The sequence below is a fragment of the Achromobacter sp. 77 genome (assembly GCF_020541125.1).
In the GTDB taxonomy this organism is placed as follows: Bacteria; Pseudomonadota; Gammaproteobacteria; order Burkholderiales; family Burkholderiaceae_B; genus Achromobacter; species Achromobacter mucicolens.
The window spans coordinates 1822396-1836120 of sequence record NZ_CP059848.1 but is presented as its reverse complement, the minus strand read 5'-3'; the positions used below and the strand labels follow the sequence as shown (position 1 = coordinate 1836120).

The window sequence follows — 13725 nt, the reverse complement described above, 5'->3', positions numbered from 1 at the left end:
TTCAGACGTCATGAACGCTGCCACTCCCACAACCCATCCCGCCCGTAAACGCCTGCTGCTGCTCGCGACCGGAGCCTTCATCGTCATCGCGATCGCCTATGGCATCTGGTGGGCGTTGTTCGGCGCGCACTTCGAAAGCACCGACGACGCCTACGTGCACGGCAACCTGGTGCAGATCACGCCGCAGGTGCCCGGCACCGTGGTCGCCATCGAAGCCGACGATACCGAAACCGTCACGGCCGGCCAGCCGCTGGTCCGCCTCGATCCCGCCGACACCGACGTCGCCCTGCAGCAGGCGCAAGCCAAGCTGGCGCAGACCGTGCGCCAGGTGCAGACCTATTACGTGCAGAACGATGCGCTGGCGGCCGACGTCGACCTGCGCAATGCCGACATCCTGCGCGCCCAGGCCGAGCTGACCCGCGCCCAAAGCGACGTCAAGCGCCGCCAGCAGCTCGCCAAGTCGGGCGGCGTCAGCGGCGAGGAAATCCTGCACGCCGAGGTCGCGCTCAAGTCGGCCCAGTCCGGCGTGGCGCAAGCCAAGGCGGCGCTGGCCGCCGCGCAGGCCAAGCTGGCGACCAACCAGGCCCTGACGCAAGGCACCACGGTGGCGGACCACCCCGACGTGCGCCAGGCGGCCGCCGAGTTGCGCAACGCGTGGCTTGCCCAATCACGCACCGTGCTCCCCGCCCCCGTGGGCGGCGTGATCGCGCGCCGCACCGCGCAGGTCGGCCAGCGCGTTGCTCCCGGCGCCGCGCTGATGACCGTGGTGCCGCTGGACCAGGTCTGGGTCGAAGCCAACTTCAAGGAAGGCCAGTTGCGCAAGATGCGCATCGGCCAGCCAGTCAAGATGGTGGCCGATCTGTACGGCAGCTCGGTCACCTACCACGGCACGGTCGCCGGCCTGGACGCCGGCACGGGCAGCGCCTTCGCCCTGCTTCCCGCCCAGAACGCCACCGGCAACTGGATCAAGGTGGTGCAGCGCGTCCCCGTGCGGATCACGCTGGACCCCGAAGACGTCAAGCAGCATCCGCTTCGCGTGGGCTTGTCGATGGACGTGGAAGTCGACGTGGGCAAGGACGACGGCGCCCCGCTCACGCAAGTGGCGCGCAAGGAACCGGCCTGGTCGACCCGCGCCTTCGAACCCGCCCACAATGAAGTCGATGCGATGATCGCGAAGATCATCGCCGCCAACATCGCATCATGAGCACAGCCGCCCAGCCCGCGGGCGCCGGCGCGCCCCCCGACGCCGCCCGCCCGCCGGGCACCCATCCGCCTCTGGAAGGCGCGACCCGCATCATCGGGTCGATCGCCCTGTCGACCGCGGTCTTCATGAACGTGCTGGACACGTCCATCGCGAACGTCTCCATCCCCACCATCTCGGGCGACCTGGGCGTAAGCACCAGCCAGGGCACCTGGGTGATCACGTCGTTCGCGGTGGCCAACGCCATCACGGTGCCGCTTACCGGCTGGCTCACGCAGCGATTCGGCCAGGTGCGCCTGTTCCTGATCTCCACGCTGCTCTTCGTGCTCGCCTCCTGGCTGTGCGGCTTCTCGCCGTCGCTAGAGGCGCTGATCGCCTTCCGCGTGTTGCAAGGCGCCGTGGCCGGGCCGATGATTCCGCTGTCGCAGACGCTGATGCTGGCCAGCTTTCCGAAGTCCAAGGCGGGCATGGCGCTAGCGGTCTGGTCCATGACCACGCTGGTGGCGCCGGTGGCCGGCCCCCTGCTGGGCGGCTGGATTTCAGACAACTACACCTGGCCCTGGATCTTCTACATCAACGTGCCGGTGGGCCTGTTGGCCGCCTGGATCAGCTGGCGCATCTACGGCAACCGGGAATCGGTCACGCGCAAGCTGCCCATCGACAAGCTTGGCCTCGTCCTGCTCGTGGTCTGGGTGGGCGCGCTGCAGATCATGCTGGACAAGGGCAAGGAGCTGGACTGGTTCGCCAGCCCCACCATCATCGCGCTGGCGGCGATCGCCTTCGTGGCCTTCGTCTTCTTCCTGATCTGGGAGCTCACCGACGCGCACCCCGTCGTGGACCTGCGCCTGTTCAAGGTCCGCAACTTCACGGTTGGCGCACTGACGCTGGCGGTGGCGTATGGCGTCTTCTTCGGCAACGTCGTGCTGCTACCGCTGTGGCTGCAAAGCAATATGGGCTACACGGCAACCTATGCGGGCCTCGTCACTGCCCCCGTGGGACTTCTGGCGATCCTGCTGACGCCCATCGTGGGCAAGATGCTGGCCACGCGCGATCCGCGGCAACTCGTCACGGTTGCCTTCCTGATCTTTGCGCTGGTCTGCTTCATGCGCTCCGGGTTCAATACGCAGACGGACGTGCGCACGCTGATGATCCCGACGATCATCCAGGGTGCGGCGATGGCGGCGTTCTTCGTGCCGCTCACGTCGATTACCCTCTCGAGCATCGAGCCCTGGCGCATCCCGGCCGCGTCGGGCCTGTCGAACTTCCTGCGGCTGACGGCGGGCGCGTTCGGCACGTCGATCTCCACGACGTTGTGGGAAAACCGAGCCACCCTGCATCACGCGCAGCTGACCGAAATCGCCAAGCCCGGCCAACAGGCGTTCGACCAGACCATGAATACCTTGCAGAACGGCCTGGGCGTCTCGCACCAGCAGGCGCTTACGATGGTGGACGGGATGATCAACGCGCAGGCCTTCACCATGTCGGCGACGGACGTGTTCTATGCGTCGGCGATCATCTTCCTGCTGCTGACGGGCCTGGTGTGGTTTGCGCGGCCGCGGTCTTCCAAGGCGGGTAGCGGCGGCGCGGCGGAGGCGGCGGCGGGCGCGCACTGATCCGCGCGGCATGCCCCAATGAAAAAGGCGCCTCGCGGCGCCTTTTCATTTTGATCCATGCGGCTCAGTCCCTGAGCAGCGTTTGCCAATCCTTGCGTTCGATGATGTCGGCCGACAGCGCGCTGACCGGAGACAGATTGAACACGGACACCCCGCGCTCGCGCCACAGCGGCGACGCAAAGCGGAATGACGGCTCGATGAACTTCGGAAAGTTACGCGTCAGCCGGCTGGTCTGAGGCTTGCCGCCTTCATCGTAGAAACGCAATCCGCCCTGCACGGTCAGGTCCAGCCCATGCACGTAGACCTCGCGCGCGCCGCCGGACATCAAGACCTGCAGCGCCGCATAGGCCACGGTATCGGCATCGAACACGCCCAGCGACGCATCGAAGCTGTAGCCCAGCCCCTGCTTGGCGTCCAGCAGCTCAACATCAGGCGAGGCGGCGGCAATGCGCTTGAGCACTGCTGGCGCAACGCTGCGCTCGTAGGCGCGCCGGGAGATCAGCTCGATGATGCAGATGCGGCAGCGGATTTGCTCCTGCGGAATGCCCTGCATGATGTAGCGCAGAACCTCGGGAAACACATACAGCGTCAGGTCGCGCCCGACGATATCGCGCACCAGCTCAATGCGGTCCCGCACGAAGTTCTGGTCGATGATGCAGTAGTACTTGAACTGCAGGTCGAACTTGCGCGACAGCGCGATGGAGCCATTGACGCCCATCGCCACGCCGATATTCATGCGGTCATACGGAATCTCGGAGATCGAAGGGCCGCTCAGGATCAGGTGCACCACCTTGTCGGCAGGGTCGTAGCCCTGCGACAAGGGAGTGATGCGCAATGAACGGCCGAATGCACGATAGGCGCTGATCGCGCCATCCTTGTCCCGCCAGATCCGCACGAATGGCCACAGATGCTGATTGTGCCGCTGCGTGCGCGAACGCAGCATGCGGAAAAGCTTGCGGACAAACCGGTCGGCCCGCCCGCCGCCCACGTGATCGGAGGGAGGAGAAAACATCGAGTCGTTCATCTACTAACCAGACAGGCCTGCCCGCAACTGCACTTAACCGCCCCGGACCAGCGAAGCAATGGCGTCACCGACCTCGGCTGTCGAAGCGTTGCCTTTCATATCCCGCGTCCGCGGGCCATCGGCCAGCACGGTTTCGATTGCCTTGACCACGGCGGCCGACGCGTCGGGATACCCCAAGAAATCCAGCATCAATGCCCCGCTCCAGATCTGTCCGATGGGGTTGGCGATGCCCTTGCCATAAATGTCCGGCGCAGAGCCATGCACCGGTTCGAAGAGCGACGGAAATTTCCGTTCCGGGTTCAGGTTCGCCGACGGCGCAATGCCGATGGTGCCCGTGCAAGCCGGCCCCAGGTCGGACAGGATATCGCCGAACAGGTTGGAAGCCACCACCACATCGAACCAGTCCGGATGCTGCACGAAGTGCGCGCACAGGATGTCGATGTGATATTTGTCCCAGCGCACATCGGGATAGTTCCCGGCCATGTCGGCAACGCGCTCGTCCCACCAGGGCATCGAGATGGAAATGCCGTTGGACTTGGTGGCGGCGGTCAGGTGCTTGCCGCGCTTTTGCGCCAGCTCGAATGCGAACTTCAGCACGCGCTCGGCGCCGATGCGCGTAAAGACGCTTTCCTGGATGACGACTTCGCGGTCGGTGCCCTCGAACAGGCGGCCGCCGCTATTGGAGTATTCGCCTTCCGTGTTCTCGCGCACGATGAAGAAATCGATCTCGCCAGGCTTGCGATCGGCCAGCGGCGAGGGCACGCCGGGCATCAGCCGCACCGGACGCAGATTGATGTACTGATCGAATTCACGGCGGAACTTGAACAGCGAGCCCCACAGCGCCTCGTGGTCGGGCACCGTGGCGGGCCAACCGATCGAGCCGAAGAAAATGGCCTCGTGCTGGCCGATCTGGTCCTTCCAGTCGTCCGGCATCATCTTGCCGTGTTTGGCGTAGTAGTCGCAGCTCCACTCGAAATGGTCCCACTGGAAGTCGATACCGAACCGCGCCGCCACGGCATCCAGCACCTTCAAACCTTCCGGCACGACCTCCTTGCCGATTCCGTCTCCTGGGAGCACTGCAATTTTGTGTTTCTTAGCCACCGTGTCTTCCTTTGGTTTTCATTGATACACCGCCCGCAATCTTAGGCATAAATGTGCGCAACACAAAACCCCGCCCCCAAATGGGTGGCGGGAATGGACGGCGGCATGGAACGATCCGCGTCCATGCGGCTCAGCGCCGGCCCTTCGATCCCAGCAACGATCCCAGAATGCCGCGCGTCAGTTCCCGCGCGATGGACCTGGCCGAGCTTTTGGCGATGGTCTGCACCACACCGTCGCGCTTGCCGCCGCGCGGTCCGGTCGATCCGAACAGCACGTCCTTCAGGCTGTCCATCAGCCCGCCGCTGTCGGCGGCAGGCGGCTCGCCTGTCTTGGGGGCCGGCTGCCCCGCCCGGGCCGGCGCGTTCTGAGCGGCGCCCGGTTCGGCGGGAACCGCCGCGCGTCCCGCCAGGATTTCATAGGCGGACTCCCGGTCAACCGCCTTTTCATACTTGGCCGCCAGGGGGTTGCCTTGGCGCAGCGCCTGCCGCTCGGCGTCTGTGGCCGGTCCGATACGGCTGCCCGGCGGCACGATATACGCCCGCTCGGTCGGCATGGGCCGCCCCTTGGCATCCAGCAGCGACACCAGCGCCTCGCCCACGCCCAGCTCCGTGATGGCGGCCTCGATATCCAGGCCCGGATTGGGGCGCATGGTCTGCGCGGCGGTCTTGACGGCTTTCTGGTCGCGCGGCGTGAACGCCCGCAGGGCATGCTGGACGCGATTGCCCAACTGCCCCAGCACGGTGTCCGGGATATCCAGCGGATTCTGCGTCACGAAATAAACGCCCACCCCCTTGGAGCGGACCAGGCGCACGACCTGCTCGATCTTCGTCAGGAGCGCCTGCGGGGCGTCGTTGAACAGCAGGTGCGCCTCGTCGAAGAAGAAGACGAGCTTGGGCTGATCCATGTCGCCCACTTCGGGCAGCTTTTCGTAGAGGTCGGCCAGCAGCCACAAGAGGAAGATGGCGTACAGGCGCGGCGCCTGCATCAGCTTGTCGGCCGCCAGCACGTTGACGATGCCCCGGCCCTGCGCGTCCACGCGCATCAGGTCGGCCACGTCCAGCATCGGCTCGCCAAAGAACTTCTCCGCGCCCTGGGATTCCAGCGCCAGCAGGCCGCGCTGGATGGCGCCGACACTGGCCGCGGACACGTTGCCGTAACGGGTCTTCAACTCGCCGGCCCGGTCGGCCACGTTCTGCAGCATCGCCCGCAAGTCCTTCAGGTCCAGCAGCAGTTGCCCTTCATCGTCCGCCACCTTGAAAACCAGGGTCAGGACGCCTTCCTGCGTGTCGTTCAATTCCAGGATGCGCGACAGCAGCAACGGCCCCATGTCGGTGATGGTCGCCCGCACGGGCAGCCCCTGCTCGCCAAAGACGTCCCACAGCGCAACGGGGCTGGCGCCCCAGGCGGGTTCCGCCAGGCCCAGGTTCTTCAGGCGTTCCTGCAGCTTGGGGCTGGGCACGCCGGCCTGCGAAATACCGGTCAGATCGCCTTTCACGTCCGCCATGAAGACCGGCGTGCCGATCCGGGAAAAGGATTCGGCCAGGACCTGCAGGGTGACGGTCTTGCCCGTGCCCGTGGCGCCGGTGATGCATCCGTGGCGGTTGGCCAGCGCCGGTAGCAGCGCCAACTCGGTCTGCGCGTTCTTGGCGATGACAAGGGGGGTGGGCATGAGCGGCTCCGGACCAGGGATCAAATGGATGCCCAAGTGTAGAGCCTGCCGCGCGGCTTGTGCGCGTGGCTATATGGACACAAGCGGCCCTCTTGCCGCACGGGAGGGCCGCCGGCACGGTAAAATGCCGTCTTTGCAGACACATTTTCCTGGGAAGCCATGGCCGGACACAGCAAATGGGCCAATATTCAGCACCGCAAAGGGCGCCAAGACGCCAAGCGCGGAAAGCTCTGGACCAAGATCATTCGTGAAATCACCGTGGCGGCGCGCGCCGGCGGCCCCGACCCGGACAGCAACCCCCGTTTGCGCATGGCCTGGGACAAGGCGACCGACGCCAACATGCCCAAGGACAACATCCAGCGCGCCATCCAGCGCGGCGCCGGCGGCGCCGACGGCGAGGCCTACGAAGAAGTCCGCTACGAAGGCTACGGCATCGGCGGCGCAGCGGTCATCGTCGACTGCATGACCGACAACCGCACCCGCACCGTCGCCGAAGTCCGCCACGCGTTCTCCAAGAACGGCGGCAACCTCGGCCAGGAAGGCTCCGTCGCCTTCATGTTCAAGCACTGCGGCCAATTCGTGTTCGCCCCCGGCACCCCCGAAGACAAGGTCATGGAAGCCGCGCTCGAGGCCGGCGCCGAAGACGTCACCACCGACGAAGAAGGCGTGATCGAAGTCGTCTGCGCCCCGTCCGACTATGCAGCCGTGCGCAAGGCCTTCGACGACGCCGGCCTGAAGGCCGAAGTCGACGGCATCGTCATGAAAGCCCTGAACGAAACCGAACTGGCCGGCGACGACGCCGTCAAGATGCAGAAGCTGCTCGACGCCCTGGAAAGCCTGGACGACGTGCAGGAAGTCTATACGACCGTCATTTTCGACGAAGCGCAGTAAATCTCCCTTTCCTGGCGCGCCGGCGGCTCCGCCCGCCTGCGCGCCTCTTCAGACTCACGCAACATGAAACTCCTGGTTATTGGCTCGGGCGGCCGCGAACATGCCCTCGCCTGGCGGCTGGCCCGCTCCCCGCGCGTACATAAGGTGTACGTCGCTCCGGGCAACGGCGGCACGCAACGGGCCGAGCAGATGGAGAACATCCCGCTCACCAATGCCGAGGAACTGGCCGACTTCGTCCAGCGCGAGGGCATCGCCCTGACGGTCGTCGGCCCCGAGGCGCCGCTGGCCGCCGGCGTCGTCGACGTCTTCCGCGCCCGTGGCCTGAAGATTTTCGGCCCCACCAAGGCCGCCGCGCAGCTTGAAAGCTCCAAGGATTACGCCAAGGCCTTCATGGTCCGGCACAACATCCCGACCGCGCGCTACGAAACCTTTACCGACCCGGCCAAGGCCCACGCCTACATCGACCAGGAAGGCGCGCCCATCGTCATCAAGGCCGACGGCCTGGCCGCCGGCAAGGGCGTCGTGGTTGCCGCCACCCTCGAAGAAGCGCACGCCGCCGTCGACGCCATGCTGGGCGACGGCTCCATGGGCGAAGCCGGCGCGCGCGTCGTCATCGAGGAATGCCTGGTTGGCGAAGAAGCCAGCTTCATCGTCATGTGCGACGGCCGCAACGTGCTCGCCCTGGCCACCAGCCAGGACCACAAGCGCCTGCAGGACGGCGACCGCGGTCCCAACACGGGCGGCATGGGCGCCTACTCGCCCGCGCCCATCGTCACCCCCGAACTGCATCACCGCATCATGCGCGAAATCATCCTGCCGACCGTGCAGGGCATGACGCGCGACGGCATTCCGTATACGGGCTTCCTGTACGCCGGCCTGATGATCGCCCCGGGCGACGATCCCGACCGCGAAATCAAGACGCTGGAATTCAACTGCCGCATGGGCGACCCCGAAACCCAGCCCATCATGATGCGCGTCAAGAGCGACCTGCTCGACGCGCTCGAGCACGCCGTCGAAGGCACGCTCGACCAGGCCGACATCGTCTGGGACCGCCGCACCGCCCTGGGCGCCGTGCTGGCCGCCCACAACTACCCCAACACGCCGCGCACCGGCGACGTCATCCGCGGCCTGCCCGCCGATGCCGAAGACTGCATGGTCTTTCACGCCGCCACCCAGCTCGACGGTGAAGACATCAAGACCACCGGCGGCCGCGTGCTGTGCGTCACCGCCCTGGGCGACTCCGTCAAGATGGCGCGCGATCGCGTCTACGAAGCCATCGACCGCATCCACTTCGATGGCCGCCAGTACCGCACCGACATCGGCTGGCGCGCGCTCAAGCCCTCGCAGCAAAAGCCCAAGTCCAACGCATAAACGGAACCGCCCATGACCGCTCTGCCCGTCTCCGCCGTCCGGGACTACCTCACCGGCCTGCAAGCCCGCATCGTGGGCGCGCTGGAAACGGCCGAAGGCGGCCCCTTCCGCGCCGACGAATGGGTGCGGCCGGAAGGCGGCGGCGGGCTGTCGCGCCTGCTCGAAGGGGGCCAACTCTTCGAGCGCGCCGGCGTGCTGTTCAGCCACGTCAAGGGCTCCAAGCTGCCGCCGTCCGCCAGCGCGCATCGCCCGGAGCTCGCGGGCCGCTCGTGGGAAGCCATGGGCGTATCGATGGTGCTGCATCCGCGCAATCCGTACGTGCCCACCACACACATGAACGTGCGCATGTTCGTCGCGGCGGCGCGGCCCGGCCATGACGAGGCCGACGTCTTCTGGTTCGGCGGCGGCATCGACCTCACCCCGTACTATCCGTTCGAAGAAGACGCGCGCCATTTCCACACGGTATGCCGGGACGCGCTGGCGCCCCACGGCCCCGATTACTACCCGCGCTACAAGCGCTGGTGCGACGAATATTTCTTCCTCAAGCACCGCAACGAAACCCGCGGCATCGGCGGCGTATTTTTCGACGACCTGAACGCCCCCGGGTTCGACGCGTCCTTTGCGCTGACCCGGTCAGTTGGCGACGCTTTTCTGGACAGCTACCTGCCCATCGTCGACAAGCGCCGCGGCATCGCCTACACCGAGCGCGAACGCGATTTCCAGGCCTACCGCCGGGGCCGTTACGTCGAATTCAACCTGGTCTTTGACCGCGGCACGCTGTTTGGCCTGCAATCGGGCGGCCGCACCGAATCGATCCTGCTGTCCATGCCGCCCATCGCGCAGTGGCGCTACGACTGGCAACCGCAGCCTGGCACGCCCGAAGCCGAACTGGCCGACTACCTGAAACCGCGGGACTGGGTTTGAAACGCATCGGCCTCTTGGGCGGCAGCTTCGACCCCGTCCACGTCGCGCATATCGCGCTGGCCCAGAACGCCTTGCAGTCGCTCGGGCTGGCCCAGGTGCAGCTCATTCCCGCCGCCAATCCCTGGCAGCGCGCCGCGCTGAACGCCACCGGCGAAGAGCGCCGCGCCATGCTGGATCTGGCCATCGCCGGCCATCCGGGGCTGGCGGTCAACCCCATCGAAATCGAGCGGGGCGGCGCCACCTACACCATCGACACGCTGCGCGCGCTGCCGCAGGACGCGCGCTACGTGTGGCTGCTGGGCGCCGATCAGCTCGCCAACTTCTGCACCTGGCGCAATTGGCGCGACATCGCCAGCCTGGTCGACCTGGCCGTGGCCACCCGCCCCGGAACAGCCCTCAGCGCGCCGCCGGAACTGGCGCAGTGGCTGCAGGAACAGGGTCGCGTCCTGCAAGAGCTGCCATTTCCCCCCATGCCGGTATCGGCTTCCGAGATCCGCCGGCGCCTGTCGCAAGGCGAATCCACTGACGGACTGCTCGATGCATCCGTCGCCGCTTATATTGCGGCGCACAAACTCTACCGATAAACCCCTCCCCGCCTAGCGCCACCGGCAAGCCGCCGTTGCCACTGCGCGGGTTATATTTGCAGCTATGGATATACAGAAACTCCAACGCGCCGTCATCGACGCCCTCGAAGACGTCAAGGCGCAAGACATCAAGGTCTTCAACACCACGCATCTGACCAGCCTGTTCGATCGCGTCGTGATTGCAAGCGCCACCTCCAACCGCCAGACGCGCGCCCTCGCGTCCAGCGTCGCCGATCGCGGCCGCGCCATGTCGCTCACCGGCATCACCATCGAAGGCGAAGACACCGGCGAATGGGTCGTCGTCGACCTGGGCGATGTCGTCGTGCACATCATGCAGCCGGCCATCCGCCAGTACTACAACCTCGAAGAAATCTGGGGCGGCAAGCCGGTGCGCGTGAAGCTCCTCCCCGAATCGACCCGTCCCGCTCCTGTCGCCAGCGACAGCGGCAACGGTTACGACGACAACGAAGACTGATCGCACCGTGAAGCTGATCGTCGTCGCGGTGGGCACGCGGATGCCGGACTGGGTGCAGACCGCCTGGGACGACTACGCCAAACGCCTGCCGGCCGACTGCGCGCTGGAGCTTCGCGAAATCAAGCCCGAGCCCCGCACCACCGGCAAAACGCCCGCCCAGATGATGGCGGCCGAGGCCAAGCGCATCGAGGCGGCCCTGCCCGCCAATGCGCTGCGCCTGGCCCTGGACGAACGTGGCCGCGACCTCACCACGATGGCGCTGTCGCAAAAGCTGGAACAATGGCGCGCCGGGGGACAGGATGTCGCGTTTCTCGTGGGCGGCCCCGACGGGCTGGATCCCGTGCTCAAGGCATCCGCCAGCGGGCAGTTGCGCCTGTCCTCCCTCACGCTGCCTCACCCCATGGTGCGTGTGGTTCTGGCCGAACAGCTCTACCGCGCCTGGGCCATCATGACCAACCACCCCTATCACCGCGCCTGACCGCCGCCCCGCGGCGCCTGGCCTGCTCCGCATGACCGACACCGCCCACTCCCCCAGTTCGTCCCCGCGCCTGTATCTCGCCTCTGCCAGCCCGCGCCGCCGCGAGTTGCTGACGCAAATCGGCCTGGCACACGAAGTCCTGCGCGTGCCCGCCCCGCCCGGCGAGGACGAGCCGCAACACCTCGGCGAAAGCGCCGCCGACTACGTACAGCGCACCGCTCGTGACAAGGCCTTGCGGGGCCGCGATTGGATGCGCGCGCAAGCGCTGCCCGAACTGCCGCTGCTCGCGGCCGATACGACCGTCATCCTGGCCGGCGAGGTGCTGGGCAAGCCCGCCGACCGCGACGACGCCATCCGCATCCTGCGCGCGCTGTCCGGCGCCGCGCACGAGGTCCATACCGCGGTCGCGGTCTGGAGCGGCGACCGCCTGCTCGAAGCGGTCTCCATCACCCATGTCCGCATGCGCGCCTTGCAAGAGGACGAAATTGGCCGCTACTGCGATAGCGGCGAGCCCTTCGGCAAGGCCGGCGCCTATGGCATTCAGGGCCTGGCCGGCACTTTCGTCTCGCACATCGCCGGCAGCTATACCGGCGTCATGGGTCTGCCCCTCTTTGAAACGGCCAACCTGCTGCGGGAGGCGGGCATCCAGGTGCCCTGATCTCCGTCCGCATCCCCAAGAAAAATCCCCCGTGCCGCGAGGCATCGGAGGATTTCTTTTTGACCCTGCGCACTGCCGCGCGCGGATCAGGCACGGGCGCGCTGGCGGAAATCCGCACAGCGCGCCCAGACGATCAGCTTTGCCGCGCAGGCTCGCCAAGGGCAACCTGGGGCTGCGGCGTGGCGGGTGTGCTGGCGCTGTCCAGCGCGGCATGCAACTGCTCCTGGTCCAGCTCGCCTTCCCAACGCGCGACGACCACCGTCGCGGTGGCATTACCCACCAAGTTGGTCAGGGCGCGGCATTCCGACATGAAACGGTCCACGCCCAGGATCAGCGCCATGCCGGCAACCGGCACCGACGGCACCACCGACAGCGTCGCCGCCAGCGTGATGAAACCCGCACCGGTCACGCCGGCCGCGCCCTTGGAGCTGAGCATCGCCACCAGCAGCAGCAGGATCTGGTCGCCCAGCGACAGCGGAATGTCGCAGGCCTGCGCAATGAACAGCGCCGCCATCGTCATGTAGATGTTGGTGCCGTCCAGGTTGAACGAATAGCCGGTGGGCACCACCAGGCCGACGACCGACTTCGAACAGCCGGCGCGCTCCATCTTCTGCATCAGCGTGGGCAGCGCCGCTTCCGACGAACTCGTGCCCAGCACCAGCAGCAGTTCTTCGCGGATGTAGCGGACCAGCTTGAGGATCGAGAAGCCGTTGTAGCGGGCAACCAGGCCCAGCACGACCACGACGAACAGCACCGACGTGGCGTAGAACGTGCCCACCAGCATCGCCAGGTTCACGACCGACTTGATGCCGTACTTGCCGATGGTGAACGCCATCGCGCCAAAGGCGCCGATGGGTGCGGCCTTCATCAGGATCGCCACCATCTTGAAGATGGGCTGCGCCAACGCCGTCATGAAGTTCAGGATTGGCTTGCCGCGCTCGCCCACGATGGCCAGCGAAATGCCAAACAGCACCGCCACGAACAGCACCTGCAGGATGTCGCCACCCACGAACGGGCTGAAGATCGTCGTGGGAATCACGTTCATCAGGAAGCCGGTGATGGTCGAGTCATGCGCCTTTGCGACATAACCGGACACAGCTTTTTGATCGAGCGTCGACGGATCGATGTGCATGCCGGCGCCGGGCTGCACGATATGGCTGACCACCATGCCGACGACCAGCGCCAGCGTCGAGAACACCAGGAAATACAGCATGGCCTTGCCGGCCACGCGCCCGACCTTCTTCAGGTCGCTCATTGCCGCGATGCCCGTGGCCACCGTAAGGAAGATGACCGGCGCGATGATCATCTTCACCAGCTTGATGAACGCATCGCCCAGCGGCTGCATCTGCTGGCCCAGCTCCGGCTTGAACGCGCCAAGCAAGATACCCACCACGATGGCGAAAATCACCTGCACATACAGGATTTGATAGAACTTGAGCTTGCGCGCGGGCGCGCTTTGATCCACTTCGATCATTGGGATTGTCCCCACCAGGGCCCCTTGCTCCGCGCAGCGTGGCGCGTGCGACGTCGGGGCGTTTTCTCTTTTATGGCCATGCGATCCTGCCGCCAGCCGATTTCACCGCGGGTGATGCGTCGCGCGGCTTGGCGGTATATATGCAATACCCATGCCAGGTGGGGAGCGGCGTCATCGCCGCGCATAAGCCCTTGAAAATAAATAGTTTTTGAAATCTCAGCCGGAATATTCGGTCACTTAAAGCGGCGAAACTTCGCACAGA

13 protein-coding genes are annotated in these 13725 nt (G+C 66.0%); 9 read left to right on the top strand and 4 right to left on the bottom strand.

Annotated elements, in window-relative coordinates; all coding sequences use genetic code 11:
* Window positions 1-10: 10 nt before the first annotated feature.
* Together H4P35_RS08485 and H4P35_RS08480 are read left to right on the top strand one after the other, a co-directional pair.
* Complete coding sequence (locus tag H4P35_RS08485) at window positions 11-1204, top strand: efflux RND transporter periplasmic adaptor subunit (protein WP_226848608.1); 1194 nt, start codon at window positions 11-13, stop codon at window positions 1202-1204.
* Window positions 1201-2814, top strand: a complete 1614-nt coding sequence (locus tag H4P35_RS08480; protein ID WP_226848607.1) for a DHA2 family efflux MFS transporter permease subunit — start codon at window positions 1201-1203, stop codon at window positions 2812-2814. The genes H4P35_RS08485 and H4P35_RS08480 overlap by 4 nt, the downstream gene beginning before the upstream one ends.
* 64 nt (window positions 2815-2878) lie before the next feature.
* Here H4P35_RS08480 and H4P35_RS08475 read toward each other — a convergent pair whose 3' ends face one another.
* The 3 genes from H4P35_RS08475 to H4P35_RS08465 form a co-directional block, all read right to left on the bottom strand.
* On the bottom strand, window positions 2879-3838 hold the full coding sequence (locus H4P35_RS08475; protein WP_152383894.1) for a hypothetical protein: 960 nt from the start codon (window positions 3836-3838) through the stop codon (window positions 2879-2881).
* Between the two features lie 33 nt (window positions 3839-3871).
* Window positions 3872-4939 (bottom strand): tartrate dehydrogenase, encoded by a 1068-nt coding sequence (locus tag H4P35_RS08470; RefSeq protein ID WP_226848606.1) that lies wholly within the window; start codon window positions 4937-4939, stop codon window positions 3872-3874.
* Between the two features lie 130 nt (window positions 4940-5069).
* Window positions 5070-6608 carry a helicase HerA-like C-terminal domain-containing protein gene (locus H4P35_RS08465; protein WP_056315589.1) on the bottom strand — a complete coding sequence of 513 codons (1539 nt, stop codon included), beginning with the start codon at window positions 6606-6608 and terminating at the stop codon, window positions 5070-5072.
* A gap of 159 nt (window positions 6609-6767) precedes the next feature.
* Here H4P35_RS08465 and H4P35_RS08460 point away from each other — a divergent pair, with 159 nt between their 5' ends.
* The 7 genes from H4P35_RS08460 (at window position 6768) to H4P35_RS08430 (ending at window position 11989) form a co-directional block, all read left to right on the top strand.
* Window positions 6768-7499 carry a YebC/PmpR family DNA-binding transcriptional regulator gene (locus H4P35_RS08460; RefSeq protein ID WP_056315585.1) on the top strand — a complete coding sequence of 244 codons (732 nt, stop codon included), beginning with the start codon at window positions 6768-6770 and terminating at the stop codon, window positions 7497-7499.
* A gap of 63 nt (window positions 7500-7562) precedes the next feature.
* Window positions 7563-8870 carry a phosphoribosylamine--glycine ligase gene (gene purD / locus H4P35_RS08455; RefSeq protein ID WP_056315584.1) on the top strand — a complete coding sequence of 436 codons (1308 nt, stop codon included), beginning with the start codon at window positions 7563-7565 and terminating at the stop codon, window positions 8868-8870.
* A gap of 12 nt (window positions 8871-8882) precedes the next feature.
* The gene (gene hemF, locus H4P35_RS08450) at window positions 8883-9794 is read left to right on the top strand and encodes an oxygen-dependent coproporphyrinogen oxidase (protein WP_128827914.1); all 912 of its coding nucleotides are present in this window, start codon (window positions 8883-8885) and stop codon (window positions 9792-9794) included.
* Window positions 9791-10378, top strand: a complete 588-nt coding sequence (nadD, locus tag H4P35_RS08445) for a nicotinate (nicotinamide) nucleotide adenylyltransferase (RefSeq protein WP_056315582.1) — start codon at window positions 9791-9793, stop codon at window positions 10376-10378. The genes hemF and nadD overlap by 4 nt, the downstream gene beginning before the upstream one ends.
* A 64-nt stretch (window positions 10379-10442) precedes the next feature.
* Window positions 10443-10853, top strand: a complete 411-nt coding sequence (gene rsfS / locus H4P35_RS08440) for a ribosome silencing factor (RefSeq protein ID WP_056315579.1) — start codon at window positions 10443-10445, stop codon at window positions 10851-10853.
* A gap of 7 nt (window positions 10854-10860) precedes the next feature.
* Window positions 10861-11331 (top strand): 23S rRNA (pseudouridine(1915)-N(3))-methyltransferase RlmH, encoded by a 471-nt coding sequence (gene rlmH, locus H4P35_RS08435; protein WP_180100776.1) that lies wholly within the window; start codon window positions 10861-10863, stop codon window positions 11329-11331.
* 31 nt (window positions 11332-11362) lie between these two features.
* Window positions 11363-11989: a nucleoside triphosphate pyrophosphatase gene (locus tag H4P35_RS08430; protein ID WP_152383891.1), complete on the top strand. Its 627-nt coding sequence runs from the start codon at window positions 11363-11365 to the stop codon at window positions 11987-11989.
* Window positions 11990-12122: 133 nt separating this feature from the next.
* Here the strand turns inward: H4P35_RS08430 and H4P35_RS08425 are convergent, their stop codons facing one another.
* The gene (locus H4P35_RS08425) at window positions 12123-13463 is read right to left on the bottom strand and encodes a dicarboxylate/amino acid:cation symporter (protein ID WP_180100777.1); all 1341 of its coding nucleotides are present in this window, start codon (window positions 13461-13463) and stop codon (window positions 12123-12125) included.
* Between the last annotated feature and the right edge of the window lie 262 nt (window positions 13464-13725).

Bases quoted from the DNA above. Each gene is read 5' to 3' on its own strand.
- H4P35_RS08460 (WP_056315585.1), top strand. From the start codon at position 6,768: ATGGCCGGACACAGCAAATGGGCCAATATTCAGCACCGCAAAGGGCGC.
- H4P35_RS08430 (WP_152383891.1), top strand. From the start codon at position 11,363: ATGACCGACACCGCCCACTCCCCCAGTTCGTCCCCGCGCCTGTATCTC.
- rsfS (WP_056315579.1), top strand. From the start codon at position 10,443: ATGGATATACAGAAACTCCAACGCGCCGTCATCGACGCCCTCGAAGAC.
- purD (WP_056315584.1), top strand. From the start codon at position 7,563: ATGAAACTCCTGGTTATTGGCTCGGGCGGCCGCGAACATGCCCTCGCC.
- H4P35_RS08465 (WP_056315589.1), bottom strand. From the start codon at position 6,608: ATGCCCACCCCCCTTGTCATCGCCAAGAACGCGCAGACCGAGTTGGCG.
- H4P35_RS08480 (WP_226848607.1), top strand. From the start codon at position 1,201: ATGAGCACAGCCGCCCAGCCCGCGGGCGCCGGCGCGCCCCCCGACGCC.
- H4P35_RS08485 (WP_226848608.1), top strand. From the start codon at position 11: ATGAACGCTGCCACTCCCACAACCCATCCCGCCCGTAAACGCCTGCTG.
- H4P35_RS08475 (WP_152383894.1), bottom strand. From the start codon at position 3,838: ATGAACGACTCGATGTTTTCTCCTCCCTCCGATCACGTGGGCGGCGGG.
- hemF (WP_128827914.1), top strand. From the start codon at position 8,883: ATGACCGCTCTGCCCGTCTCCGCCGTCCGGGACTACCTCACCGGCCTG.
- H4P35_RS08425 (WP_180100777.1), bottom strand. From the start codon at position 13,463: ATGATCGAAGTGGATCAAAGCGCGCCCGCGCGCAAGCTCAAGTTCTAT.